General features: G+C 63.4%; 23 protein-coding genes. 11 read left to right on the forward strand and 12 right to left on the reverse strand.

Translation table 11 applies throughout. From position 1 onward, the window contains the following. Positions 1-23 precede the first annotated feature (23 nt). Entirely contained in the window at positions 24-1427 is a 1404-nt protein-coding gene (locus AU194_RS07165) for a rhodanese-like domain-containing protein (RefSeq protein ID WP_059088534.1), read from the reverse strand. Positions 1428-1655: 228 nt separating this feature from the next. Between AU194_RS07165 and AU194_RS07170 the strand changes: the two genes are divergently transcribed. The 4 genes from AU194_RS07170 to AU194_RS07185 all read left to right on the forward strand — a co-directional run bounded on the left by AU194_RS07170 (position 1656) and on the right by AU194_RS07185 (position 4469). Then, the gene (locus AU194_RS07170) at positions 1656-2528 is read left to right on the forward strand and encodes a sulfite exporter TauE/SafE family protein (protein WP_059088535.1); all 873 of its coding nucleotides are present in this window, start codon (positions 1656-1658) and stop codon (positions 2526-2528) included. Positions 2529-2602: 74 nt separating this feature from the next. Continuing rightward, positions 2603-2872 carry a metal-sensitive transcriptional regulator gene (locus AU194_RS07175; RefSeq protein ID WP_059088536.1) on the forward strand — a complete coding sequence of 90 codons (270 nt, stop codon included), beginning with the start codon at positions 2603-2605 and terminating at the stop codon, positions 2870-2872. Between the two features lie 147 nt (positions 2873-3019). Further along, complete coding sequence (locus AU194_RS07180; RefSeq protein WP_173839578.1) at positions 3020-3601, forward strand: hypothetical protein; 582 nt, start codon at positions 3020-3022, stop codon at positions 3599-3601. 202 nt (positions 3602-3803) lie between these two features. After that, a complete protein-coding gene (locus AU194_RS07185; protein WP_059088537.1) occupies positions 3804-4469 on the forward strand; it encodes a thioredoxin domain-containing protein in 666 nt (221 codons plus the stop codon). A 40-nt stretch (positions 4470-4509) separates the two neighbouring features. On the opposite strand, the gene AU194_RS07190 is transcribed toward AU194_RS07185, so the two are convergent. Both AU194_RS07190 and AU194_RS07195 read right to left on the reverse strand, forming a co-directional pair. Continuing rightward, positions 4510-6438: a cytochrome c oxidase assembly protein gene (locus AU194_RS07190; protein WP_059088538.1), complete on the reverse strand. Its 1929-nt coding sequence runs from the start codon at positions 6436-6438 to the stop codon at positions 4510-4512. 40 nt (positions 6439-6478) lie between these two features. Further along, positions 6479-7249 carry a cytochrome c biogenesis CcdA family protein gene (locus tag AU194_RS07195; RefSeq protein WP_059088539.1) on the reverse strand — a complete coding sequence of 257 codons (771 nt, stop codon included), beginning with the start codon at positions 7247-7249 and terminating at the stop codon, positions 6479-6481. A gap of 144 nt (positions 7250-7393) precedes the next feature. Between AU194_RS07195 and AU194_RS07200 the strand changes: the two genes are divergently transcribed. Continuing rightward, positions 7394-8335, forward strand: coding sequence for an Ig-like domain-containing protein (locus AU194_RS07200; protein WP_059088540.1), 942 nt, complete (start codon positions 7394-7396; stop codon positions 8333-8335). Between the two features lie 25 nt (positions 8336-8360). Here AU194_RS07200 and AU194_RS07205 read toward each other — a convergent pair whose 3' ends face one another. The 3 genes from AU194_RS07205 to ctaD all read right to left on the reverse strand — a co-directional run bounded on the left by AU194_RS07205 (position 8361) and on the right by ctaD (position 13533). Continuing rightward, on the reverse strand, positions 8361-9077 hold the full coding sequence (locus AU194_RS07205; protein ID WP_059088541.1) for an adenylate/guanylate cyclase domain-containing protein: 717 nt from the start codon (positions 9075-9077) through the stop codon (positions 8361-8363). Next, positions 9077-11677 carry a heavy metal translocating P-type ATPase gene (locus tag AU194_RS07210; RefSeq protein WP_231743211.1) on the reverse strand — a complete coding sequence of 867 codons (2601 nt, stop codon included), beginning with the start codon at positions 11675-11677 and terminating at the stop codon, positions 9077-9079. Before AU194_RS07210 ends, AU194_RS07205 begins: the two co-directional genes overlap by 1 nt. Positions 11678-11787: 110 nt before the next feature. Then, the gene (ctaD, locus tag AU194_RS07215; protein ID WP_059088542.1) at positions 11788-13533 is read right to left on the reverse strand and encodes a cytochrome c oxidase subunit I; all 1746 of its coding nucleotides are present in this window, start codon (positions 13531-13533) and stop codon (positions 11788-11790) included. Positions 13534-14419: 886 nt separating this feature from the next. Between ctaD and AU194_RS32960 the strand changes: the two genes are divergently transcribed. The 4 genes from AU194_RS32960 (at position 14420) to AU194_RS07235 (ending at position 17537) form a co-directional block, all read left to right on the forward strand. Further along, on the forward strand, positions 14420-15013 hold the full coding sequence (locus AU194_RS32960; RefSeq protein ID WP_369804052.1) for a M23 family metallopeptidase: 594 nt from the start codon (positions 14420-14422) through the stop codon (positions 15011-15013). Between the two features lie 122 nt (positions 15014-15135). Next, the gene (locus AU194_RS07225) at positions 15136-15522 is read left to right on the forward strand and encodes a BlaI/MecI/CopY family transcriptional regulator (protein ID WP_059088543.1); all 387 of its coding nucleotides are present in this window, start codon (positions 15136-15138) and stop codon (positions 15520-15522) included. Continuing rightward, on the forward strand, positions 15519-16463 hold the full coding sequence (locus AU194_RS07230; RefSeq protein ID WP_059088544.1) for a M56 family metallopeptidase: 945 nt from the start codon (positions 15519-15521) through the stop codon (positions 16461-16463). Before AU194_RS07225 ends, AU194_RS07230 begins: the two co-directional genes overlap by 4 nt. Before the next feature lie 432 nt (positions 16464-16895). After that, a complete protein-coding gene (locus AU194_RS07235; RefSeq protein WP_231743212.1) occupies positions 16896-17537 on the forward strand; it encodes a DUF305 domain-containing protein in 642 nt (213 codons plus the stop codon). Positions 17538-17607: 70 nt separating this feature from the next. Here the strand turns inward: AU194_RS07235 and AU194_RS07240 are convergent, their stop codons facing one another. Both AU194_RS07240 and AU194_RS07245 read right to left on the reverse strand, forming a co-directional pair. Continuing rightward, positions 17608-18534 (reverse strand): cytochrome c oxidase assembly protein, encoded by a 927-nt coding sequence (locus AU194_RS07240; protein ID WP_231743219.1) that lies wholly within the window; start codon positions 18532-18534, stop codon positions 17608-17610. Between the two features lie 133 nt (positions 18535-18667). Continuing rightward, the gene (locus tag AU194_RS07245) at positions 18668-19273 is read right to left on the reverse strand and encodes a TlpA disulfide reductase family protein (RefSeq protein WP_231743213.1); all 606 of its coding nucleotides are present in this window, start codon (positions 19271-19273) and stop codon (positions 18668-18670) included. A 272-nt stretch (positions 19274-19545) separates the two neighbouring features. Between AU194_RS07245 and AU194_RS07250 the strand changes: the two genes are divergently transcribed. Continuing rightward, a complete protein-coding gene (locus AU194_RS07250) occupies positions 19546-20778 on the forward strand; it encodes an Ig-like domain-containing protein (protein WP_059088547.1) in 1233 nt (410 codons plus the stop codon). On the opposite strand, the gene ripC is transcribed toward AU194_RS07250, so the two are convergent. Next, a complete protein-coding gene (gene ripC / locus AU194_RS07255; protein WP_059088548.1) occupies positions 20775-21824 on the reverse strand; it encodes a peptidoglycan hydrolase RipC in 1050 nt (349 codons plus the stop codon). The genes AU194_RS07250 and ripC overlap by 4 nt on opposite strands. Before the next feature lie 331 nt (positions 21825-22155). Between ripC and AU194_RS07260 the strand changes: the two genes are divergently transcribed. Further along, positions 22156-22749: a heme-copper oxidase subunit III gene (locus AU194_RS07260; RefSeq protein ID WP_059088549.1), complete on the forward strand. Its 594-nt coding sequence runs from the start codon at positions 22156-22158 to the stop codon at positions 22747-22749. Positions 22750-23106: 357 nt separating this feature from the next. Here AU194_RS07260 and AU194_RS07265 read toward each other — a convergent pair whose 3' ends face one another. From AU194_RS07265 to AU194_RS07275, 3 genes are read right to left on the reverse strand one after another with little or no spacing between them, the layout of a single operon-like run. Beyond that, the gene (locus AU194_RS07265) at positions 23107-24477 is read right to left on the reverse strand and encodes a hypothetical protein (protein ID WP_059088550.1); all 1371 of its coding nucleotides are present in this window, start codon (positions 24475-24477) and stop codon (positions 23107-23109) included. Further along, entirely contained in the window at positions 24474-24896 is a 423-nt protein-coding gene (locus AU194_RS07270) for a hypothetical protein (RefSeq protein ID WP_059088551.1), read from the reverse strand. Before AU194_RS07270 ends, AU194_RS07265 begins: the two co-directional genes overlap by 4 nt. Positions 24897-24922: 26 nt before the next feature. After that, entirely contained in the window at positions 24923-25117 is a 195-nt protein-coding gene (locus AU194_RS07275; protein WP_059088552.1) for a hypothetical protein, read from the reverse strand. Positions 25118-25393: the final 276 nt, after the last annotated feature.

Genomic DNA, 25393 nt, shown 5'->3' on the forward strand with positions numbered 1-25393 from the left:
TCCGGCTCACCTGGCGCCGGGGCTCAGATCGATTCGCCCTGTTGTCTTTCAGCTGCGGCGTGGGTCTGCGCCCATGCGTTGTAACCGCCGATCAGGTCGCTCACCCGTCCCAATCCGTCGGCCCGCATCATGGAGGCGGCCACACTGGATCTCCAGCCGCCGGCGCAGTGCACCACGATCGGCTTGTCACCGGCAATGTGCGCCAGTTGGGTGCGCAGTTGTGCCAGCGGGATGTGCACCGCGCCGGGTATCGTCCCGGTTTCGCGTTCGCCGGGATTGCGGATGTCGATCACCGTCACCGCATGCGCGGCCCGCAAGCGGTCGAGCTCAGCGACATCGATTCGCGGTGCGGGTTGAACAAGGTCGGTCAGCTCGGCGGGGAAATTTCCGTCATGCGCGACGGTGAGATAGCCGATCACGTTGTCGGAGCCGACGCGGGCCAGCCGCATGGCCGCCGCCTGCTCCTCACCGGGATAGGTGACCAGCGCGATGGTCGCACCCACCTCGGCAACCATGCCGCCGGTCTCGGCGAAGCGGCCGTCGAAACCGACGTTGACCGATCCGCGGAGATGACCGGCAGCGAAGTCGTCTACCGACCGGGCATCCACCATGCGGACACCGGCCGCCAGAGCGGACCACAGCTGGGCCGCGGTCAGTTCGGGGATGTTGCGGTGCTGATCCAGCAGTGGATGCACGCGTTTGTTCATCGCGGCGTCAACCGAGAAATAGGCGGGCGCCGCCGGCTGGCCGTGGGTGATCAGCTCCACGAATTCGGCCTCGGTCATCGGCTGCGTGGACGGGTTGGTGCGGCGCTGCACACCGATGGTTGAGGTGAGTTCAGCAGAGAGGTTCTTGCCGCACGACGACCCGGCGCCGTGGGCCGGCATCACCGTGACGTGGTCGGGCAGCCTCAGCAGCCGGTCGTGGATGGTTCGATACATCGCCCGAGCCAGGTCGGTAGTTGAGCCATCACCAAGGTTGGCCAGGTCCGGGCGTCCCACATCGCCGATGAACAGCGCGTCACCGGTCAGCACCGCGACCGGGTCGACCCCGGCACGTTCACGCACCAGGACGCTGATCGATTCCCAGGTGTGCCCGGGGGTGGAGAGGATCTCCAGGTCGACCTCACCGAGCGAGAGGTGCTGCCCGTCAGACAACCGGCGGATCGGGTAGTCGGTCTGGGCGGCCGCGCCGAAGCCGATCCACGCCCCGGTGGCCTGCACCAATTCCAGGTGACCGGAGACGAAGTCGGCGTGAAAGTGGGTGTTGATTACGCCTTCGATTGTCAAACCGTGTTTGGCGGCGTCGTCGAGGTATTCGGTGATGTCGCGGCGCGGGTCGACAACGACTGCGCGCCCGGTGGTTTCGTCGCCGACCAGATACGACGCGTGCGACAGGCACTCGATGTAGTACTGCTCCAGAATCATCCGTTTCTCCTATGTCCCGCGGATACGCAGAAACCCGTGCGGTCTCAGCCGATACCCCTGGCGCATACCGGCGTCATCCGATGTATACCCAGGGGGGTATCGACTACTATAGCCCGCATACCCCCCGAGGTATTCCGGAGATGGCGCGGTTCGGTCCCGGCCCCGACAGACAGGACGACACGAGATGTTGAACAAGGCGAGGTTCGAATCTGCCGCGATGAGGTCGCCATGATGGCGTTGACCGTCGCCTTGGCCGTGTTGGTCGGGGTCGCGCTGGGGCTGCTGGGCGGGGGCGGCGCGATCCTGACCGTCCCGCTGCTGGCCTATGTCGGGGGCCTGGACGCCACGCGGGCGATCGCAAGTTCGCTTCTGGTGATCGCGGTCACCAGCGCGGTCGGCGCGATCGCCCATGTGCGGGCCGGGCGGGTGCGGTGGGGCGTCGCGCTGCCGTTCGGCGCGGCGGCCATGACCGGGGCAGTGGGCGGCGGTCTGCTAGCCCGCTTCATTCCCGGGACCGCGCTGCTGATTGCATTCGCGGTGATCATGCTCGCCGCCGGGGGTGCGATGCTGCGCGGCCGCAGCAACACCCATGCGTGCGACGCGGTCCGGCGCGTGCCCATGGTAAAGATGGCCGTGCTGGGTGTTGCCGTCGGCGCGGTCAGCGGGCTGGTCGGCGCGGGTGGCGGCTTCCTGTTGGTGCCTGCGCTGGCCGTGCTGACCGGGCTCCCGATGCCCGCCGCGGTCGGCACCTCCCTGGTGGTGATCGCGATGCAATCGTTCGCCGGTCTGACGGGGCATCTGGCCAGCGGACAGGTCGACTGGCCAGTGGCCGCTGTGGTCACCGCCGCCGCCGTTGTGGGCGCTCTGATCGGCGCACGCTTTACCGGCGCGGTCGATCCCGATGCGTTGCGCACGCTCTTCGGCTGGTTCGTTCTGGTGATGGCGTCGGTGCTCCTCGCGCAGGAGACAACCCTGGCTGTCGGTGCCGCGTCTGCAGCCCTGATCATGATCGGCGTCGGCACTTATGTCACCTGCCGTCGAACCGCCTACTGTCCCCTGCGGCGGCTCATCCCTCGCGTGCACCCAGCCGCCGCGGCCTGACCAGGCGAAGGCACCGGGAAGAATACCCCCACGGGTAATGTTGACCTGCTCGAAACCGCAGAAGGGAAACCGCGATGGTTGGCGACGAAGACAGCTTTGCCGCCGTATTGAATCGGCTGCGGCGCGCTCAAGGACAGCTCGCCGGTGTGATCTCGATGATCGAGCAGGGACGCGAGTGCAAAGACGTCGTCACCCAACTCGCCGCCGTCTCACGCGCCCTGGACCGGGCGGGTTTCAAGATCGTCGCGACCGGTCTGCGCGAATGCATCACCGGAGACAGCACCGAGGGTGTCGAGCCGATGACCGAAGCCGAACTGGAGAAGTTGTTCCTCGCGCTAGCATGACCGGTCGCTGTCGGCGGAATGATGCTGAACGCCTCCGGTACAAGCTGTCGTGTGGTGCTCGCTCGAATTCCGCATCACGGGGTTCAGCGGACAACCCGCAAATTTGAGTTTGCCTCGCTTGCGAGAGGTTAGCCGGACGCCATCACCATGAAAGTCACGAAATCGAACAGCAGCGCTCTGCCCGCGCCGGCCGTCGCTATCGCCGTAGCGTTGACGGCCGGGACGCTGGGCGTGGGCTATTGGGCCCTGGGGCTGGCGACCATGCTCATCTTCACCGCCGGGTTCGTCGGAGGCTTACTCCTATGGCTGGTGCGGCCGGATGGCGGCACCTGGGCCGACATTCGCGCGCCATATTGGATGGCGTTGACATTGTTTGTGATTCACCGCGTCGAAGAAAAGCAGATGGAATTCTTCGCGTTCCTGGCGGAGGTCACAGGGGTGCCCACTCCCGCGGTGACGTCAGTTCCCGTGGTCTTGCTGGTCGTCGTTTCGGCTGGCGCCTGGCTGCTGGTGCCAGTCCTCATGCAGCGCCGGCGGCCAATCGGCCGCTATCTCGCATGGACGTTCTTTGCCTCGATGGGCCTGACCGAGTTGGCGCACTTCCTGGTGTTTCCGTGGCTCGATCCCACCGGCGCCGGCTACGTGCCCGGAATGTGGAGCGTGATCGCGCTCGCTCCAGCCGCCTGGTGGGGAATGTGGCGTCTCGCTCGAGCGCCATCCATCACCTAAGGCGACCGTGCAAACGGTAACGCACGGCGCTGCTGCTTCATCGTCGGTTAGCTGTGCGCCAGCGGGCACGCCGCAGTTCTACGGTGTCGCTACGTATATAGTCACAGGAGAGATGCATATTTTCACGTCCGTTCCGATGCGCCGCTACGGTGCGCGGCCGCCCACGCAGAACGGACGCTCTGTGACAGAAGGACGTACTTAGATGGCACCCATCACACGTATTCTGCTGACCGCGTTTGCAGTCATCACCGTGATCATCGGGGCCGGCGTTTACCTCTCGGTCCAGAATAAGGACACGCCCGCCGCAGCGCAGGCCGGAGGCGGCGAGGAAGGTCAATTGGTCCGGGACAACAGCCGCCGCCTCAACAACGCCCCGGACAGCGATGTCACCCTTGTCGAGTTTCTCGACTTCGAATGCGAGGCGTGCCGCGCAGCATTCCCGATGGTCGAGCAGGCGCGATCCCAGTACGGGGACCGCGTCAACTTCGTCATCCGCTACTTCCCCATTCCGTCTCACTTCAACGCCGAGCGAGCAGCACGTGCGGTCGAGTCAGCCGCCCAGCAGGGCAAGTTCGAGCCGATGTACAAGAAGATGTATGAAACCCAGAGCCAGTGGGGTGAACAGCGGACTCCGGCCGACTCCACCTTCCGCGGCTTCGCCACCGAACTGGGACTCGACATGGCCGCGTTCGACGCCGCATACGACGATCCCGCCACGCTCGAGCGCGTCAACGTGGACGTCGCCGACGGTCAGGCCCTCGGCGTCCAGGGCACCCCGACCTTCTTCCTCAACGGAAACCAAGTGGAATTCAGAAGCTACGAAGACTTGTCGGCCGCGGTTGAGAAAGCCTTGAAGGAGCAGCCGTAAAGGATGGGCGGGTATGCCCTCTTGCGGTAGGTGGCCACCTTCACGCGTCAATGGTCGGCGCACGTAGGTTGTCCGTTCGCAGGCAACCGGTACGCTTTGCGGCGACGATTGCGATGACCGTCAACATCGCCACAGCACTACTGACTGAGACGATTACACCGCCCATTCTCTGGTCGCTCAGAAGGTTCGTCTGCCAGTTCAGCCTCAGTGAACGGTAGAAGTTGCCACCAAGGACAGCCTGCATCTGCACCACCACAATGCCTGCGACCACGAACTGGGACAGCGCGAACAACGTCATTGCGACTCGACGCTGCTTGGACATCGGCCCTGGCATTGGCCCCGCGCCGCTGACGGCAACGAAGAACAGCGTGCCACTGAACAGGAAAAAGCCGATCGTCGCCATGTGCGCGGCATGGTCGCTCATTGCGACGTCGTAGACGCCCGCAATGCATAGGCCGTAGACGCCCACCATGAGTATCGCCAGCGCCGTCCACGGTTGGGTGAGTAGGCGCGTCATCGGTGCGGCCACGACGCTCTGAACCCATTCGCGTGGGCCGGGAGCAGAATTCGGCTCAGCTGCCTTCAGCGCCTTGAGTGCCAGCGTCACAGGCGCGCCCTGGACGAGCAGCGCCGGCACCGCGATGGTGAGCAGCAATTGAACGATGGCGTGCATGCTGTACATCGCCGCCATGTACATGCCCAGTCCCGACGAGGTAGCGAATAGCATTGTGATACAACCGATCAGCCAACATATGGTGCGTCGCTTCGACCACGGGTCCCCACGGCGGGCCAGCCGGTACACCGCAGCGAGGTAGATGCTTGCCATGACGACCGCTGCTGTACCGAAGATGAGGTCGAATCGCCAATCGGTAAACACTGCAGCAATCGTTGGCGACTCGGAAAGGTCGAATCCGAGCGCAACCTCAGCTGGCGAGGGCTCGCTTCTCGTCGGAGGCGGCGGAGTGCGACCAAGCCCGACCGCGACTCCGACCGCGATGCCGAACAGGGCAGCCTCGCCGAGCGCGAGCCGCAGGAGCGGTCGACGTGCAGTCGAATCATGCTGCAGCGCAGCGATTGCCGAACGCCGTTGGCGCCAGCCAAGAACACCGAGACTAACAAGCGCCGCCACCTTCGCCAGAATCAAGAGTCCATGGGTACTGGTCCAGAGGTTCGTCAGGTCGATCCGAACCGCGGCATTGATGAACCCACTGGCAGCCATCGCGACGAAGCATCCAAGCGCCAGTCGCGAGAATCGTCGAACGGCGAGGTCGGTGTAACTGCCACGGCGCAGCGCGTGTACGACCAGCGCGAGCAGTCCACCGGCCCACAACGACCCGGCAACCAGATGGATGAGCAGGCTGTTGGTCGCAATATCGTGTGAACCGCCCGTGGAAGAGTGCCCCGTCACGGCGACCGGCACCAAAGTCACCAGCCCCCCGATCAATAGGCCAGGTGTCCACGACCACCGCAATACCGTCAGACTCGCCACGGCGACGACTGCGGCCAGGATGGAGGTGGTGCGCCACGCCGCAGTGGTTTCGATAAGGCCGGCCGCCGACCAAACATCCAGCGGTGTCAGCTCAGCTAAGGGCACCCCCGACACATCGGAGACGGTCAGCGCCACCAATAGCGCAGCGCACATCGCCCACACCACACAAGCGACCGCGCCGACCCGCACCGCGCGGTACCCATCAACGTCGAGCACTCCACCGGTTTGTGGCGGCACGAGGAAGGCGGCGAACAAGAAGTGCCCGATCGTCACCATCGCAGCGATCTCACCGGCGCCGCGCAGGAAGGGCAGCCCGTAGGCAGTGATCGGCCCAGGATCTTTGAGTCCTGTTACCTCAAGCGCGTCGTCCAACATGAGGGCGCCGATCGCGCCGGCGGTCACGCCCGCCACCAATGCGACACCGAGCAACACCGGCCACACCACCCGGCGACGCTCGCCGGCAACGGAAGTCGCCGTCACGTTTTGCGCTCCGTCAGCGCAGGAGGCCGCTCACGCACCGTCATATCGGAAGTGTGGTGTTGCTGACGAAGACATCGCGCACCCACGTCACCACCTCATTCCACAATCCGGTCACTAAGGCAATGCCGACGACGACGAGGAGCACGCCGCCGAAAATCTGTATTCGCCGCGTGTTTCGACGGAGCCATCCCAGCGCCCCAACTGCGCGACCAGATGCGACTGCCAACAGTACGAAGGGAACACCCAGCCCAAGACAGTAGGCAACGACGAGCAAGACGCCACGCACGACATTCGACCCTTCAGTCGCAGAGGCCACTGCGATGACACCCGTCAGCGTCGGACCCAAGCAGGGGGTCCAGCCGAGCCCAAAGACCGCCCCAAGCAGCGGCGCACCCGCGACCGTTGACAGCGTCTTGGGCGCGAGGCGTGCTTCGCGCTGCAGTGCAGGGATGACACCCATGAACACCAGACCCATCACGATCGTGATGACGCCACCCACCCGTTGCAACAACAATCCGTTGCTGATGACGGTTGACGTCAGCCCGAGGATCGCGACCGTGCCCATCAGGAACACCGCCGTGAAGCCGGCGACGAACAATCCCGCGGCGCCGGCCACCCGTAAGCGCGCAATGATGTGCGGCTGGGCACGTGCCTCGTCGTCGACGCCAACAATGGCCGCCAGATAGGACAGGTATCCAGGTACGAGCGGAACAACGCACGGCGATGCGAATGACACCAGCCCAGCCAAGACCGAGACCAACACGGCCAGCAGCACGTGTCCCGACGTGGCGATCTCCGTGAAACTAGACACGGGTTTCCAAACTCTTCACCTTCACCTGTCCTCAACGGTGGACATCTACTACGTAGGTCAGCAGTGATGCTCCAGTACCGACTGCAGCATCATCTACTATGTAGCTACGTAGCAAGCTGGGGGGCGTTGAATAGGAGCAGTCATATGCGGTGTCCGCCGCTCAGGCCAGTCGCAGCGATAATGGTATCGGCCTTAGCGGCGATGACGCTGCTTACTGGGACGTCGGCCTCCGCTCAGCCGCCTATACCTGCGCCGGCGCCTGGCGACCCGCTGGCGATTCCCGCGCCCACAGCACCGAACCCGTTCGCTCCCGTCCCCGCTCCGCTGTCGGCAGCTGCGGCAAACCCGCCCGCAGGCCAGAATCCCGAGCCGTACCTCGGCCCGCCGGTCTTCGCGCCTCCTTCGTTCAATCCGGTGAACGGCGCGACGGTCGGCGTGGCCAAACCCATCATCATCAACTTTCAGCGGCCAATCGCCGATCGGCCTATGGCCGAGCAGGCAGTCCACGTCTCCTCCAACCCGCCGGTTCCCGGGAAGTTCTACTGGATGAGCGCTACCCAGCTCAGGTGGCGCCCGATCGACTTCTGGCCCGCCAACACCACTGTCACGATTGACGCGGGAGGCACGAAGTCGAGCTTTCGCACCGGTGATTCGTTGGTGGCGACCATCGACAACGCGACCCTTCAGATGGAGGTGATGCGAAACGGTGTACTCGAGAAGACAATTCCGGTGTCTCTAGGGAAGCCGGGCTATGACACGCCCAACGGCACCTACTATGTGCTCGAGAAGTTCGCCGACATGGTGATGGACTCCTCGACCTACGGCGTGCCCATCGATTCCGCCGAGGGCTACAAGCTCAAAGTCAAAGATGCGGTGCGCATCAACAACGCGGGCATCTTCGTTCACGGCGCACCCTGGTCGGTGGCGGACCAAGGCAAACGCAACGTCAGCCACGGCTGCCCCAACCTCAGTCCGGCCAACGCCCAATGGTTCTACGACACGTTTGGCAGCGGCGACCCGGTCGTGGTCAAGAACTCCGTCGGTGTCTACGACGAGAACGATGGTGCGCAGGACTGGCAAATCTAGCTGTCCCGTGACGGGTCTTCTCGCCTCAGCGAGTCGACGGCCACGCCCCCTCGTTATCAGGAGGCGAGGCGTTGTCGCGGACGATGGGCTGGGCGAACTGCTGCATACAGGCCGTTGAACAGAACCGGTACGACGTGCCCGAATGTGCGATCGTCAATTCTGGGGCGCCCTCCGCGACGTGCATCCGGCAGACCGGATCCACATGCTCTTGGTGATGAGTACCAATGTCGAGGGCGAATGCGTCGATAGGCGATCCGACGTTGCGCAGCGCCAGCGATCCCAACGCGGTCATCGCAGCGAGATCCGCTGCCGAAAGCGCTAATGCGACACCGTCGTTGACGACGATCTGTCCGGCCTGCGCGGCGGTAGCGAGCCTCGCCGCGGTGTTGACTGTCGAACCGAAGACGTCTCCGTTCCGCTTCACCACGGGGCCAGCGGCGATGCCTGCCCGCAACATCGGAAAGCCTTGGACGCGACTGATCTCGGCGGTGAGTCTTCGGAGGAAAGTCACTGCCGTAGCCGGGTTCTCACACACCACCAGCACCGCATCGCCGATTGTCTTGATGACCTCGTCGGCGGGACCGAGAACCCGTGTGGCTGAGGCGGCGAATGTTTCTGCCAGCTGTGCAGCGATGTGATCGCCGTGGGTTTCGGTGAACGCGGTGAAGCCAGACATGTCGACGAAGACGACGGCTGCTTCGACATCGGCGTGCTCGAAGTTCGCTGCTGCACTCAACATCATCACGGATCCTGTCCGAGCCTCGCGTCCGCCGTAACGCTCGGTTCTGGGGGACTCGGTGATGGCGACCGGTCCCCCGCTCGGGCTCTCACGGGTTCCATCCGCATCCCTAAGAGCCGAAGTGCATTGGCGACCACGATCAGTGTCGAGCCCTCGTGAATGAGCACGGCGGGACCGATGCCCAATCCGAGGATCGTCGCTGGAATGAGAAGCGCGACGATGCCGAGACTCGCCCACAGATTCTGCTTGATGATCCGTGAGGAGCGGCGACTCAGGCTCACGGCGAACGGCAACGCTCGCAGATCGTCGGCCATCAGCGCGACGTCAGCGGTTTCCAAGGCAACGTCGGAACCGGCCGCACCCATCGCGATGCCTACGCTTGCGGCCGCCATTGCGGGCGCGTCGTTGACGCCGTCTCCCACCATGCCCACGCGTCCGTAACGCTCACGCAGAGCAGCGATCTCAGCCACCTTGTCCTCGGGCATCAGGTCGCCGCGGGCGTAGGCAACACCGACTTCGTCGGCGACGGCGTCGGCCACCCGCTGGTTGTCTCCGGACAGCATCACGGTCTTTGAAACCCCGATCTCGGCGAGACGGGCGATGACCGCCGACGCTTCTGCGCGAGGAACGTCCATCAGTCCGATCGCACCCAGCCAACGCTCGCCTGCGCGGACGAGCATCGTGGTGCGCCCGGCCTGTTCGAGGCGCTCCACCTCGCCGGCCAAATAGGCTGGCGGTCGCTCGTTGGCGCCGGTGAACATTTCGGTCTTGCCGATGCGGACGTCGACCCCTTCGACGGACGCCACGATGCCGCGGCCTGTGAGAGCTCGAACGTCCGTCGCGCGGGGTACCGTCGCCCCAGCGAGGCGCTCGCGGCCGTCGCGGACGATGGCACGGGCCAGCGGATGATCGCTCTGCTCCTCAACGGCGACGGCGACAGTAAGAAGCTCCACCTCATCGCTGTCCGTGCTGGCAACGACGTCGGCGATCCTGGGCCTGCCCTCGGTGAGGGTGCCGGTCTTGTCGAAAGCCAGCACATCCACCCGGCCCAACTCTTCGAGCGCGGCTCCGCCTTTCATCAGGATTCCGGCTCTGGCCGCTCGCGCCACCGCCGACAAAACCGCACTGGGCGTGGCGATCGCCAGCGCACACGGACTGGCAGCCACCAGCACGGCGAGTGCGCGATACACGGTGGCAGTGAACGGTTCATCGACCACGAAACCTGCGAACAGCAGCAGGACGACTCCGATGAGGATCGTCGGCACGAAAATCCGCTGAAACCGGTCGGTGAACCGCTGGGTGGATGTCGTCTTGGTTTGCGCCTCGGCCACCAACCGGACGACTCGGGCCAGAGTGGAGTCATTGGCGAGCCGAGTCACCTGGATCTCGATGGCGCCGGCACCGTTAATCGTCCCGGCGAACACCCGCGATGCCGCGTCAATGAGGTCGGGCGACGCCGCGGCTGCCGCCACATCCGGAACCGGATACTTATCGACGGGAACGCTTTCCCCGGTCACGGGGGCCTGATCAACGCTAGTGGCGCCAGCCACGACGAAGCCGTCGGCAGCAAGCCGCATGTTGGGTCGCACGACGACGATATCCCCGATGCGCAGGTCGCCCACCGGCACTTCCACAGTGTCGCCCGTGCCGCCGCGCCGGACCAGTGCCGTCTTCGGAGCGAGCTCGGCGAGCGCTTCGATCGCCCGGCGGGCTCGCCCCATCGCATAGCCCTCCAGCGCGTGGCCGACGCTGAACAAGAACAGCAGAAGCGCGCCTTCGGCGACTTCACCGAGCGCCGCCGCACCGGCGGCCGACACCAGCATCAGGAAGTCGATCTCGAACCGACCCTGACGGACGCTGGCGAAGGCTTCCTGCACGGTGAAGAACGCACCGAAGAAAAAGGCCAGGGAGTAGACCACCAACTCCGCGGAACGCGGTGTGTCGGCGAAGGTCGCTAGCAACCAACCCACCAGGAGAAGCGTCCCCGCCAGGCCCGCGAAGATCAGCTCGGTGCGCTCGCCAAAGATTCCGCCGTGCTCATGCTGGTGCCCGGTGTGCTCCCCTTCTTTTACACCGTGGTCCACTGCATGGTCCGTCTCGGCGACAGTCGCAGGTGTCGTGTCTGGCCCGGCGACGGCGGCGATCACGTCTACCAATTCCTGGGCCGTGACCGAAGATCGTTCGAACTCCACTTCGAGTGAGGTCGTCGTAGCGGTTGCGGCGACGACGCCGGGCATGCTGGTTAACCTGCCGACCAGTGCCGTCCTCGTCGATTCGTCATCCTCGGCGGTTCCGGTCAGCAACCAGCGCAGATGGCCGTAATGCGAACTGATGGTTTCGGCGACCTGCCAAGCGCGTCGTTGCACATCAACTGCCGTCGCCGCGGCAGCGTCGTAGTGCACGCACAGGCGCGGCGTGAGCGTCCCGCCGTCGACGACGTGAACTTCGTCAATCAGCGGACTAGCTGCCAAATCGCGCGTCAGACGGTCCGCGCAGCGATCGTCACGGCCTGGCAAGAGGTCCGCCAGGTCAAGCGCCAATGTCTCGTTCGCCCGGAGACGATCAGCATCGCGGTTCATATCGCACTCGTCGCGACGTGTCATACATGCGACTATACGCATGTATGCATGTACTGAGTCAATACCTACGTTTGATCGTTCGGTGCGGATGAAGTGCGTCGCCCGACGCCCTGCCCCGGCCCGACCGCGCTCAATCAGGTACGGACATGTTCATCGTCAAGCCGCGTCACGTCCCCGTCGTCTGGCCCATGGGCGCGCCCGACGTGCGCCTCGGCGCGCATGCGGTCGACCATATGCGGATAGTGCAGCTCGAAAGCCGGTCGTTCCGAACGGATACGCGGCAGCTCGGTGAAGTTGTGCCGCGGCGGCGGACAACTTGTGGCCCATTCCAGTGAGTTGCCGTAGCCCCACGGATCGTCGACAGTGACCGGCTCGCCGTAACGCCAACTCTTGAACACGTTCCACACGAACGGAAGCGTCGATATACCCAAGATGAACGCACCGATCGTGGAGACGACATTCAGAGTGGTGAAGCCGTCGGACGGTAGGTAGTCGGCGTAGCGGCGCGGCATGCCTTCGTTACCGAGCCAGTGCTGCACCAGGAAGGTCGTGTGGAAGCCGATGAACGTCAACCAGAAGTGCAGCTTGCCCACCCGCTCATCCAGCAGACGCCCGGTCATCTTCGGGAACCAAAAGTAAATGCCCGCGTACGTCGCAAACACAATCGTGCCGAAAAGCACGTAGTGAAAGTGCGCCACCACGAAGTAGGAGTCCGTGACCTGGAAGTCCAGCGGCGGACTGGCCAGCAGCACACCCGACAGACCGCCCAGGAGGAAGGTGACCAGGAAGCCCACCGAGAACAGCATCGGTGTTTCGAATGTCAACTGCCCCTTCCACATCGTGCCTATCCAGTTGAAGAACTTGATACCGGTTGGCACCGCGATGAGGAACGTCATGAACGAAAAGAACGGCAATAGAACGGCTCCCGTTGCGTACATGTGGTGCGCCCAGACCGCCACCGACAGAGCGGCGATCGAGAGCGTCGCGTAGATCAGCGTGGTGTAACCGAAGATCGGTTTACGGCTGAAGACAGGGAAAATCTCGGACACAATGCCGAAGAACGGCAGCGCGATGATGTACACCTCGGGGTGGCCGAAAAACCAAAACAAGTGCTGCCACAACAACACTCCGCCGTTGGCGGGGTCATAAACGTGGGCGCCGAGATGGCGGTCGGCCGCCAACGCGAAGAGTGCGGCCGTCAAGATCGGAAACGCGACCAGCACCAGGATCGACGTCACCAGAATGTTCCAGGTGAAGATCGGCATCCGAAACATCGTCATACCGGGCGCGCGCATGCAGACCACCGTGGTGATCATGTTGACCGCGCCCAGGATCGTGCCCAACCCGCCGACGATAAGGCCCATGATCCACAAATCCGCGCCGGCGCCCGGACTACTGATGGCATTCGACAAGGGCGTGTAGGCGGTCCAACCGAAATCAGCGGCGCCGCCCGGCGTGATGAAGCCGCCCATCGCGATCAGCGCACCGAACAAGAACAACCAGAACGAGAATGCATTGAGCCGCGGGAACGCGACGTCCGGCGCACCGATCTGCAGCGGCAAAACCAGATTGGCGAACCCGAACACGATCGGCGTCGCGTAGAACAGCAACATCACCGTGCCATGCATGGTGAACAGCTGGTTGTACTGCTCGTTGCTGAGGAACTGCAGCCCCGGTATCGCCAGCTCGGTCCGGATGAACAACGCCATCAACCCGCCAGCGAAAAAGAACACGAAGCACGTGACCACGTACATCATGCCGATCAGCTTGTGATCAGTGGTCGTCACCAGCTTGTAGATCAAGTTGCCTTTGGGCCCCACGCGGGCAGGGAAGGGACGGCGTGCCTCGAGTTCTCCGACAGGCGGCGCTTCGGCGACCAACGAAATTCTCCCGCCACTAGTTCGACCCTGCGATGTGCGATCTTCTGATCTACTGATCTACTGATCTACTCAGTAGATTGTCTACTGAGCAATCTAGTACTAATCGGTGTAGTTGAACACTCCGACTACCGGTAGGCCGCATCACCCGGAAAGGCGGGTGTCCCGCTGGGGCGGGTGCCGAGTACTCGCACCCGCTCCGGCCACCCCGCCCGACCACGAGGGCTCGACCGTTTCGTTTGCCAGATAGTGCTTAACTACGTACGGAACCATCTAGTAGTCATGGCTGCTCGAAGAATTGCCTGGTAAATACGCCCTGCAGTTGCGGCGTGCACTTGGCCGGATGGCGCACACGCACGATAAACGGCGATCATGGGCTTGCCGAATCGCGGGGTGTTCGGTTAGCGTCTCGCCAACCTGATAACGAACCGGTAACGGTAAGGAACGTCTCGAATTGGTGGCTCACCGCCTGACCGCGCGGTCAACTACGCCACAGAAACATCTGTGGGACGCCGCAGTCACTGAGATCATCCCTGTCAATGAGTTCGGCCCGGCATCGGATTCGAGGGTGGATCGCGGCCCTTTCGCTACCGACGTCGAGGTACTGACCGCACCTGAACTCGACGATCTCAATGACCTAGCCGAAGAATGGCCACTACTTCTACTTGCCCCGGTCTCGGCTACACATACATCGCGATCTTCTCGCCCCGCCGCCTCTGGTCCCACACGCGTGCCCGTTCAAGAAACTCGCCAACGTGCAACGTCGGCCGGTGCGCACCGTCGGATACCCGCGACACATCGGAAAAGGCCTGAGGGCGCTGGGTCAGTGCACGGCCGGCTCGTCGTTGCAGGTGTTGCTGCTGGGGCCATAGCCGCTGGGGCGAATGCGATGGTGGAAGCGTCGGAAGTTCCGGCCAACCCGACTTTGATCGCGGACGCCACAACAGCGCAAGGCGATTCCGTACCGGACGCGGGGGGAGTGCAGATCGTCCAAGTAGCCAACAGTTTCGACTCCGCAGTCCACCAAGAAGAACTGGTTCGCGGAGCGGCATTCGCCCAAGAGCGTGCCCAGCGAGAGGCGCGAATGCGACGCCCGCAGTTCGTCTTCCCGGCCCGTGGCATTTTGACTTCGGGATTCGGAACACGATGGGGCACCCTGCACGCGGGACTCGACATCGCCAACGCCATCGGCACACCGATCTATGCCGCAACCGACGGCGAGGTGGTCGCCTCCGGGCCGACACCCGGTTACGGCATGTGGGTCAAGATCCGCGCCTCAGACGGCACGGTCACGCTCTACGGTCACATCGACACCACCATTGTTCAAGAAGGCGATCGTGTAATGGCCGGCGATCAAATTGCCACCATGGGCAACCGTGGCAACTCGACAGGTCCGCATCTGCACTTCGAGGTCCACCGCAACGGATCAGACAAGATTGACCCGATGGCGTGGTTGCAGGAGCGCGGAGTGCCCAACCGGTAAGAGTGGCTGTTCGGGCTCTCCAAAAAGAATGCCGCTTGGCCCGTTCTCACATACCCCGCACCTCAGTGCCAAATCGCGTTCACCCCGTAAGCTACCTACTGACTAATCCAGGAGGTTTGACCATGGCGCGGGTGCGTGGCTTCGGAGAACTCGAGGCGGCGATCATGGATCGCCTTTGGGATCGAGATCCTGAAACCGACACGACAGTCAGGGAGATCTTCGACGATTTGAGCACCGAACGCCACATCGCGTACACCACAGTGATGTCGACGATGGACAACTTGCACGGCAAGGGTTGGCTGTCGCGCGTACGCGACGGCAAGGCGTACCGCTATCGGCCAACCCTGACGCGAGAAGAGCACAGCGCCCGTCTGATGCTCGAAGCGCTCAGCGGCGGAGGCCGATCGGAGGCGGTCCTCAGTCATTTCGTGGCGCAGATCGACGCGGAGGAATCAGCGGACTTGCGTGCTGCACTGCGGCGCCTTGCCCGTAAGCGCGGTCCGCGATGACCGTCGCGGCGGCCCTGCTGTTGTACGTAGCGGCGATCCTATCGATTGGACCGACGCTGCTGGCCCGGCTCACGGCCGATGGTGGGGCTCCACGCCTATCAATAGCGGCCTGGTTGACCGCTATCGTCACAGTGCTCGGAAGCGCAACTGGGGCCATAGCGCTGCTGCTCATCGAGGCGGCCGGACACTGGGACAGCCCAGACGCGCTCCTCGCGTCTTGCTTGGAGCGCCTCTATGCGATTCTCGCCGGGCACGCTGGGTGGCCGGCGCGAGGCGTTGCGACGGTCGCGGTGGCCATCGCCGTCGGGAGCCTTGTAGCCGTTTGCGTTCGAATTGGCCGTGCCCTGAGCCGCATGCGGACACATACATTCGCACACGCCGACGCGGTGCGCCTGGTCGGTAAGTCAGCTGGTAGCGACGTTGTGTTCATCGAAGCATCCGAACCAGCGGCTTACTGCGTAGCGGGTCGTCCACCGGCAATCGTCGTAACCACGGGTGCTCTCGCTGCACTCGACGAGGCGCAACTGGCCGCCGTCGTGGCCCATGAACGTGCTCACCTCGATGGGCACCATGCCTACGTCGTGGCCGCGATGCGCGGCCTGACTGCCGCCCTACCCAGGGTCGGACTGTTCACAGACGCAGCCACGCACATCGGTTCTCTACTCGAGATGTGTGCCGATGACGCCGCCGCGCGGCGACATGGTCGTCAGCCCCTCCTGGCGGGCCTGTTGACGCTTTCCGGCGTCAACACGCCGGCCCACGGTCTGGCCGCCGCGGGTGTTGCCGTGCTCACCCGTGCTGAGCGCCTCTCGGATCCACCCCGGAGGTTTGCCCGAATCCAGACCCACCTGACGCTAGGCGGTGCGGTCGCGGCGATGGCTGCGACCCCGTTGGCTATCGTCGCACTATCGCTGTCGGGTGTGTTGATCTGTTTCGCTTGACCGGGTGAGCCGTTCGTCGAGGGTCGTTGCTGTCCTTCTGGATACCTTGATTGTGGTGCACAACAGCATTGAAAGATCCGTGCGACCATAACGGCCCACACTGTGCTTCGCGGCTAGACAGATGCGAGCACCGAAGCGGCGGCCGGGTCTGCCATAAGCAAGGCCGCTATCGCCAAAAACAGGGCCGACAGCAGAGCAGCCGCAATCCATCGCCGAGCCACGCGTGCGCTCTGCGGCGCTTGGCGCTGTGGGTCCCAACTCGACCGCGGCCCAGAGCAGGACACGGCCAGCGTGCTCTTCATGCCACCAATCTACTATGTCACTACGTATGTGACCATTGCTTCACAGGTTACCTTCGATACGAGGTTTGGTGATGTTGCGCGTTGTGATTGCTGGGCCGTACGGCCATGATTACGCAGGCGAGGTGACGCGGTGTGCGCGCTTGAACTGACGAGTCGTACCGCCAGCCAATTGCGCTGGCCACTCGCCGTATTCGGGATCCTCACGACAATTTTGGTCGCGGGATGTGATGCTGCGGAGGGAGTTTCGGAGGGACATGCTTCGAGCGCCTCGGCCTTCACCGCCGAAGAGCCACATACGCGATTCGACGTCATGTTCGCACGCGACATCATCGACCACAACGCACAAGCCATCGCGTTGAGCAACATGGCCATCGTCAATGACGCCATGGCACCCCAAATCGTCGACATCGCAGGCCGAATCACCGCCAGCAGCTCTCGCCTAACCGATGAGCTGCAGGCGCTCCTCGCGGACTGGGGCTTCGCCCCGATGACCCCCAGCTCCCCTCCCCCAGCGCGCACTCCGAACCTTCCCACTCAACCGGGTGAACATCCCCTCGCCTCCGAGATAGACTTTCGCCGCTTAGCCGATGCGGCCGAAGCACGCGCGGCGGACGTGTATCTCGAACTGATGATCAGGCAGCACCGGTTCACGATCTCTGCCGCGCATGACCAACTTCAATCAGGGTCACACCCAAAAGCGGTGGCCATCGCGCGATCGCTCGTCGAAAGTCAGCAGGCCGAGATCTCTTTCATGGATGCGTTGCGACGCTGACAAGATGCCGGCTAGCCAGAGCGCGTCACGAGCCCGGGATGTGCTTCGACGCATCCGCCCGCATGGCCGGTCAGTCGTGCATGTTCGCATCTTCCGGTCCGCTGGGTGGCGGCTGTCGATGAAGTCCGCGCAGAAATGCGTTGTAGGCGGCCAGTTCTGCGTCGTCGCGCTCGACGTCGGCTTCTTTCTTCGCCGACTCCAGCTCCTCATCGCGACGCCAGCGTACGGCGAAGATCAAAGTGGTCAACAGCGCGACAGGCTCGCCGTAGGACCATGCCAAGGCGCCGGCGACTGCCTGGTCAGCGACCGGGTCGACGTTCCAATCTGGCGGCGGGTGCGCGAAGGTTTCGGTCAACGTGCGGGGTGCCATCATCAGGATCACGCCGATAAAGACGTGGAGCGGCATTTCGACGAAGATGTCGAAGAACCGGCCTAGGTTGCTCTGCCGGACGGGAAGCGGGCCGGTCGACAAGATTGGCAGGATGAAGAGCAGGCCGCTGACAAGGAAGAACACCTGCAGGGCGAGGTGGCCGGCGACACTGGCCGCCGCCGCGTCGAATAGGTCGGACAAGTAAAGGCCGTAGTAGCTGAGAAGGAACACCGGAATGGTGAAACCGGGATGCAAGACGATGCGGCTCGCGCGGCATCGCAGCGCGCCCAACGCAGCGATTACGACGTAACGCCCAGCGCCGCAATGGGGCGTGGATCTCAGCAGCAGTCGGCCGGGGGCGCCCAGCACCAGCAGTGGCGGCACGAGTATCGACAGCGTCAGGTGCTGAAACATGAAGGCACTGAACAAGCGGTAGCCATAGCTGTCGATGGCAAGCCCGGTCACCGCCGCCAAGGCGATGCACCCTGCAAGAAAGCTCACGGTTCGCGTCCACGCCCACTCGTGACCCCGCGACCTGACGACCCGAACGGCGAGCAGATACCACACCGCCAAGCCGACTGCTATCGCGGGAAGTAATGGCACCGGTGGGGGCAACCAGTCCAGCATCGTCAATATCGACGGTGGTGACGTAGGAAGCACCACTTGACCAATCACGGATTCTCACCACAGAGAAGTGGAACGCGGAGCTCGGATGTCGACCGGCTCGTGCGGTTGGCGGAGGTCGCGGCGCGGTCGCCGTTCACCTTGGTGACTCGGTGTTGGTGACGGGCTCGGCTGCGAGGCGCCGAACCAGGGGTTCGAGGTCTTCGGCGAGCAGCGCCCGCAGAAACACGGCGGCGACGCGATGTGCACGGTCCAACACGATGGTGGATGGGATCACGGTGGTGGGGTACCTGGCCCCCAGGGCGATCATCGTACGCATTGGGGGGTCATAGATCGACGGAAAGGTGACCTTGCGGTCGACGATGAAGTCGACCGCGGCTTGGCGGTTGTTATCGCGGACGTCGATGCCCATGAAGGCCACTCCCGCGTTTCGGGTCGCGTCGTACACCCTCTGCAATTCCGGCATTTCCGTTCGGCATGGGCCGCACCACTGACCCCACACGTTGATCACCACCACCTGGCCCGCGAAGTCATCGACGGACACCGTGCGGTTTGGGTCCATCAGGTCAGGTCCGCGTATTAGTCCGGGTCGATCGCGGTTCTGCGGCGGGTCATAGTAGATGTCGACCTGCCCACCGGGCGAGACGAATTCGAACGTGCCTCCCTGAGCGACGGCGTCGTCGCCGCTCGAACAGCCGGACACTGCGAAACCGAGCAACACCGCACTGACGCTCGCAGACATGCAGCGACGAATCGCCGAGATAAACGTTCGTCGTGTACGTAACGCCAGACCCTGCCGATCACTGCGCAATAGTGTCGATCCGATCCAAGAGATGCGGCGCCGCAAGTGCATCAGGCTTACCTCCAAGGACTCAAAGTCAGCGCATGAACTCAGCGAGGCATGGGTATGACCGGCACGGGCACCTTCAAGGTCGGTTCGCAAGACGCCTTCTACGTAGAGACTACGTAAGATGGTAGCGAAACTGGTTCAGGGCGAATGACGGGATAACACGAATGAGGCGGATTGACTCCGCGGCCATCCATCGGCGCAACGGTCCCTGGTGGACGATGTTGGCGCTGCTGGCCATTACCAGCATTGTCCTTGGCGTGAGCGCCTGTGGCGGCTCGACGCCGCCGCAGCAACCCCAGGCCATCGTTGACAAGGGCACACCCTTCGGCGATTTGCTCGTGCCGAAGGTGCAGGCGTCTGTGACTGATGGCGCCATAGGGGTTCCGGTGGAATCGCCGGTGACCGTTACCGCGGACGCCGGGGTGTTGGGGGAAGTGACATTGGTGAACGAGCAGGGCCGCGTCGTCGCGGGCCATCTGAGCCCCGACGGTGTCACGTGGAGTTCAGCAGAACCGCTCGGCTATAACCGGCAGTACACGCTCAACGCGGAAGCGCGCGGACTCGGCGGGGTGGCACGCACCAGCGCCACCTTCGAAACCCATTCGCCGCAGAACCTCACAATGCCGTATGTGCTTCCCAACGATGGCGAAGTCGTCGGCGTCGGGCAGCCCATCGCGGTGCGCTTCGATGAGCCCATCCCAGACCGAATCGCCGCTCAGCAGGCGATCACCGTGACCACAAACCCCCCCGTCGAGGGTGCGTTCTACTGGTTGAGCGACCGCGAGGTCCGATGGCGGCCGGCGGACTACTGGAAGCCAGGAACGTCGGTCGACGTTCAGGTGAAGACCTACGGAGTGGATTTGGGTCAAGGACTGTTTGGTCAGGACGACGTCGCCACGCGCTTCACGATCGGCGACGAGGTGATCGCCACCGCCGACGACACCACCAAGACTTTGAGCGTCAGTGTCAACGGCAATGTCGTCAAGACCATGCCGATCTCCATGGGCAAAGACAAGACGCCGACCGACAACGGGAAATACGTCATCGGCGATCGATACTCGTTCCTGGTGATGGATTCCTCGACCTACGGCGTTCCGGTGAACTCGCCAGACGGATACCGCACCGAGGTCAACTGGGCGACTCAAATGTCCTATGGCGGAATCTACGTCCACGCCGCTCCGTGGTCGGTCGGCAGCCAAGGCCGCGCCAACGTCAGCCACGGCTGCCTCAACGCCAGCACCGAGAACGCGAAGTGGTTCTACGACAACACCAAAAGAGGCGACATCGTCGAGGTCGTCAACACGGTCGGACCGACACTCTCGGGAACAGACGGACTCGGCGACTGGAACGTCCCCTGGGACCAATGGAAAGCGGGAAACGCCACGGTAATTGGCTAATATCGTCGAACATTGTAAATCGGAGCCGACGAGATTGGCGCCACCTTTACCGGGGTGCCGTACGTCGAGGCGTGCACCATGTTCCCGTTTCCGATGTAGATCCCCGCATGTGAGGCGTCTGAATAGAAGGTGACGATGTCACCGGGCTGAACGTCGGACGTGGCGACGGGCTGTCCACCGGCGGCCAGGGCTTGACTCGACCGTGGCAGCGACTTGCCGTTCTGCAGGAATGCCCACTTGATGAGTCCTGAGCAGTCGAATGCGTTCGGTCCGGTCGCACCCCAAGAGTACGGAGAGCCGACGCGGCTCAACGCTGCCTGCACAACCGCCGCCCCTTCGGGCGAGCCGGAGGGTCCCGGTGCGACCGGCGGCAGTCCCGCCTCCGGCATCGCGACGATCGCGGGGCCTCCGGCTGGTGGAGGCGGCGGCGGGAGCGGCACCGGACCAGGGTCCGCTAACGCGGCGCGCTGATCCGTAGTCAAAGAGCGGTACTGAGCCTCGACGTCTGCGATCTGCGTGCGCAGCCGACTTTGCTCGGCCTGAAGACCGGCACGAACCGCTGAAGCCTGTTCTGCTGCCGTCCGGGCATCGAGCGCCGAGGATTCGGCCGCGCGGGCGGCGCTCTCCGCACGTGTTGACGCAGCGCGATAGGCCGCGATGCGGTCCGACATTTGGGCAGCCATCAGGCGATTGAACGACAGCTCATCGAGCAGGCGTTGCGGAGAGTCTGCGGCCAGCGCGGCACTGATGCCGCTCGTCGGACCTCCCATGTAGGACGCGGCCGCCACCTGGTCCACGATGTCCTGATATGCGCGCAAATCTGCCCGCGCAGCCGTCAAAGCGTCAGACTCTGCGCGCTGGCGACCCTCGGCTTGGCGTTGTGCCGCCAGTTTCGCCTCAAGGTCAAGTTCGGCCGAGTAGATGGCTTCCGACGTTCGTTCAGCCTCCCGAGACAGCTCCGTCATGCGGGCCAAAGCATCGGCCGCGGGGTCGGCCCTACCAATGCCCAACGAGACGCCGAATGTCAGTATAAGCACGATCGCCACGACGAGAGCACCCGCCGATCGGCATATCGCGGCAGGGTCCACTCTCAAGACACAGATCCTCACACAGCAGGGACATCTATGGTCTAACTACGTAGATCACGAAAAGGTTACGAGCGAAGGCGTCGAAAGTCCAACTAAGCGGCAGCCAGCAGACGTCGGCCACACCCGCCTTCACCCGTCTGCAACCCACCGTTGCGGGGCAAAAACGCTGTGGCGGAGTGCATTTAGTCCCTCGCGATCAGCGCATCAACACCGCTGAGGCTAGAACCTACTGGGTGCATTAGTATGCAGTGTCTACGTAGATCGCCTGGGACTTGCATTGAGGGACGATATGACCAGTGGAACCGCCATCACGGCCCGGGTTCATTCCCTGAATCGGCCCAACATGGTCTCCGTCGGGACCATCGTGTGGTTGTCCAGCGAGCTGATGTTCTTTGCCGGCTTGTTCGCGATGTATTTCACCGCTCGATCCCAAGCTGACGAGTGGCCCCCGCCTCCCACCGAGCTGAACCTCGCGCTCGCGGTGCCGGTGACATTGGTACTCATCGCGTCGTCGTTCACATGTCAGATGGGTGTCTTTGCCGCCGAACGCGGCGACGTCTTCGGTCTGCGCCGGTGGTACCTCGTCACTTTCGTCATGGGATTCTTCTTCGTGCTGGGCCAAGGGTACGAGTACATCAACCTGGTGCATGAGGGAACCACCCTATCGAGCAGCGCCTACGGCTCCGTCTTCTACCTGACGACCGGGTTTCACGGATTGCACGTCATAGGCGGTCTGGTCGCCTTCGTCTTCTTGCTCATGCGCACGCGAATGAGCAAGTTCACCCCGGCGCAGGCGACGGCCGCCATCGTCGTCTCGTACTACTGGCATTTCGTGGACATCGTCTGGATTGCACTGTTCGCCACGATCTACTTCGTGCGGTGATGACCGCAACGCCTTGCCTGCGCCAACTCCGTCGTCGCGCCCGGCAGGCGATCGTGCTTGCTTTGGCCGCGATACTGGTAGGACTGGTCTCGAATGCTGTGCCGTCTGTCGCTGCAGAACCGTCGGGGCAGTCTGCGTCGACGACAACCTCGCAAACCCCTGCCGTCCCCACTCCAACCAAGCATTCCTACGACGACACCCACAGCGGGCAACAACCCGAAGGTGCAAGCCCAGCCCTTTATATATTGGGGGGTGCGCTCTTCGGTCTGATGGCGATCGCGGTCATCTTGCTTCGGGCTGGCAAGACTGAACGCCACCACCTCACCCGAAGCGCATCAGTGTCCCGGCCGATCGTCGTCAACCCCCGAACAACAGATACAGGCCGGTGAAGGTGTATCCGACCATGGTGAGCATCATTGCGAGCTGTCCGCTGATTTGATTCCGTTTCGGAAGTAGCCGCAGCGCTCGATCGTGCGCGGCGATCACAGCCACGATGTGGCCGATCACCACGCACGAGACCTTGATCGTCCACAGCACCGAAGGGTGCTGGGACAGCACGTACACCACGTCGGTCGAATCCAACCCGAGTAGGTGCCACCCGCGGCCTAACGGATCGGCCAACCGGACGATCGTCTCCTGGCCACGCTCCACCAAATAGGAGATGTAGTGGGCGAAGATGTAACCGACGACGATCGGTATTAACGAATGAGCCAGTTCGCCGGGTAGTTGCCGGCGGCGGTCCGGGTCCACCCCGCCGGTTGCCCTCGCCGCAGCCCAGAAGGTCACGCCGACAACGGACACGAACACCACCAAGCCGACGGTCCGAAGTAGAGAGGCGGCCCAGTCTTCGGCGAACATTGGGAACGAGGCCGCATACCGATCGACGAAATTACGGAACGCGGGTGATTGCGAGAAGCTGTCGAAGGCCGTAGAGCCGAGCAACACCGCCAGGACGGCTACGCTGCCCGGACGAACTGGCAAGGTCGTCAGGTGGTCCATTGGGTTGATCACCGTGATCCGGGCGGTCACGGGGCTGCGCCGAAATGGAGCGAGCCGCGACACGGCCATGCTGTAGACCTCGAACGGGTCGGCCCGGGCGAACCAGCGCGAACCGAAGAGTCCAGCGCCCAGCAACATTAGAACCGTGTACGTGAGCAGCCATGCTTTGATCGCCGTCAGCGAGCCGGGGTCCGGGCTGGCCAATTCAAGCCAAACGAAAGCAAAGAGACCGAACGCCGCCGGCCAGAACCCCCACGACTTTGGATACTCACGCGACGTGGGCCGGTCGGATGACTCACGACGCATCATGCCAAGCAACCGATATACCGTCCGCATCGGCGAGATGACTCTCCACACCGGGCCGATGACCACCGACACCGCCACCAGCCCGACCCAGAGCAGCACGTAGAACACCCCCGGTAGGGCGTTCTCACCACCGTCCGGTCCGAAGACCGCCGCGACGACCACCCATACCGCGAAGAGCAACGCTGCCAGCGATACCATCCATCGCAGTCCCACGGAGTCCACGGCGCGGGCAATCCACGTCGGTAGGTCGCGTCCCGGTTTGTTCGGGTCGAAACGTGGTGTCTTCCAAGCCAATGCGACCACAGCGAAAGTCGCGGTCAACGCCCACGCAGCGCCTATCAACGCGAACGACAGCGGCACCGGAAGGTCAGTGGAACCGCCTACGCCGTGCGCCAGCACATCCACGGTCCGCGCAGGTGTCACGGCCGAACTTGGATCGTCGCGACCGTGCGAGTGAGATCATGCAACTCGATGTCGACCTGGCCCGGCACGTCAACCGTGAACTCGAACTGCTGGTCCGGCCGAGGCTCGACCTGAAAAGTATGCTCAGGCACTGAATGGACATGCAGTGAGTCCGAGACATCGCTGTCGACCTTCAGAACAATCGGCTTGCCGACTGTGCCCTGCGCTTGGCCGTTCGTCGGCGTGACTTTTCCGCCCGCGATGTTGATGTCGACGACCGTGCCGTCAACGGCCGGCGCGGACGACGTGGTCGGCGCAGGTGCCGGCGCGGCGGGTAAACCGGGAGCAGCACCGGAGGACGCTTCGGGCGCGGCCGTCTCGGAGGGGGCGTTAGAGGATCCACAGCCGACCAGTGCTGCGGCGAGTACCGCCACAGACATGACGACTAAACGGGGCGCCCTGACGCTCACTCAGCATCGTGCCTTTCCTTGTCTGTCTCTCCGGTGCCGTCGGCAGCGGCGGCGCTTTTACGCCTGTCCCGCCGAACCACGTAGAAGACGACAGCTACGACCACGAACGCCGGACCAAAAGCAGGCAGCGACATCCACAGCCCGACATCGGTGGCGACGTACAAGACATCGGTTGCCGCTAGATCGCGCATCGGGCTGCAGCCTGACAGGCATCCCGTGCTCCGCGACAGCGAATGAGTCGAAGTTTCAACATCAGCTCGGCCTCCATCGATCCACGACAGCATCACGGCAGCTGGTTGCGCATACCGACTACCTACGTACGTATCATCCCCATACGTAACTGCCCGAAACATACACTCGGATGCGCTGAGCGCCGCGGGGTGTCAGCAATGTCCGTGGCCATGAAAAAGTACCCACTGGTGGCCAGGTCGAGGTATCCGTTTTTGGCCAAGTAAAAGTATCCACCC

The organism is Mycobacterium sp. GA-2829, assembly GCF_001499965.1.
GTDB lineage: Bacteria > Actinomycetota > Actinomycetes > Mycobacteriales > Mycobacteriaceae > Mycobacterium.

Bases quoted from the DNA above. Each gene is read 5' to 3' on its own strand.
- AU194_RS07165 (WP_059088534.1), bottom strand. From the start codon at position 1,427: ATGATTCTGGAGCAGTACTACATCGAGTGCCTGTCGCACGCGTCGTAT.
- AU194_RS07170 (WP_059088535.1), top strand. From the start codon at position 1,656: ATGATGGCGTTGACCGTCGCCTTGGCCGTGTTGGTCGGGGTCGCGCTG.
- AU194_RS07175 (WP_059088536.1), top strand. From the start codon at position 2,603: ATGGTTGGCGACGAAGACAGCTTTGCCGCCGTATTGAATCGGCTGCGG.
- AU194_RS07180 (WP_173839578.1), top strand. From the start codon at position 3,020: ATGAAAGTCACGAAATCGAACAGCAGCGCTCTGCCCGCGCCGGCCGTC.
- AU194_RS07185 (WP_059088537.1), top strand. From the start codon at position 3,804: ATGGCACCCATCACACGTATTCTGCTGACCGCGTTTGCAGTCATCACC.
- AU194_RS07200 (WP_059088540.1), top strand. From the start codon at position 7,394: ATGCGGTGTCCGCCGCTCAGGCCAGTCGCAGCGATAATGGTATCGGCC.
- AU194_RS07205 (WP_059088541.1), bottom strand. From the start codon at position 9,077: ATGATGTTGAGTGCAGCAGCGAACTTCGAGCACGCCGATGTCGAAGCA.
- AU194_RS07210 (WP_231743211.1), bottom strand. From the start codon at position 11,677: ATGACACGTCGCGACGAGTGCGATATGAACCGCGATGCTGATCGTCTC.
- AU194_RS32960 (WP_369804052.1), top strand. From the start codon at position 14,420: ATGGTGGAAGCGTCGGAAGTTCCGGCCAACCCGACTTTGATCGCGGAC.
- AU194_RS07225 (WP_059088543.1), top strand. From the start codon at position 15,136: ATGGCGCGGGTGCGTGGCTTCGGAGAACTCGAGGCGGCGATCATGGAT.
- AU194_RS07230 (WP_059088544.1), top strand. From the start codon at position 15,519: ATGACCGTCGCGGCGGCCCTGCTGTTGTACGTAGCGGCGATCCTATCG.
- AU194_RS07240 (WP_231743219.1), bottom strand. From the start codon at position 18,534: ATGCTGGACTGGTTGCCCCCACCGGTGCCATTACTTCCCGCGATAGCA.
- AU194_RS07245 (WP_231743213.1), bottom strand. From the start codon at position 19,273: ATGTCTGCGAGCGTCAGTGCGGTGTTGCTCGGTTTCGCAGTGTCCGGC.
- AU194_RS07250 (WP_059088547.1), top strand. From the start codon at position 19,546: ATGAGGCGGATTGACTCCGCGGCCATCCATCGGCGCAACGGTCCCTGG.
- AU194_RS07260 (WP_059088549.1), top strand. From the start codon at position 22,156: ATGACCAGTGGAACCGCCATCACGGCCCGGGTTCATTCCCTGAATCGG.
- AU194_RS07270 (WP_059088551.1), bottom strand. From the start codon at position 24,896: ATGTCTGTGGCGGTACTCGCCGCAGCACTGGTCGGCTGTGGATCCTCT.
- AU194_RS07275 (WP_059088552.1), bottom strand. From the start codon at position 25,117: ATGCGCGATCTAGCGGCAACCGATGTCTTGTACGTCGCCACCGATGTC.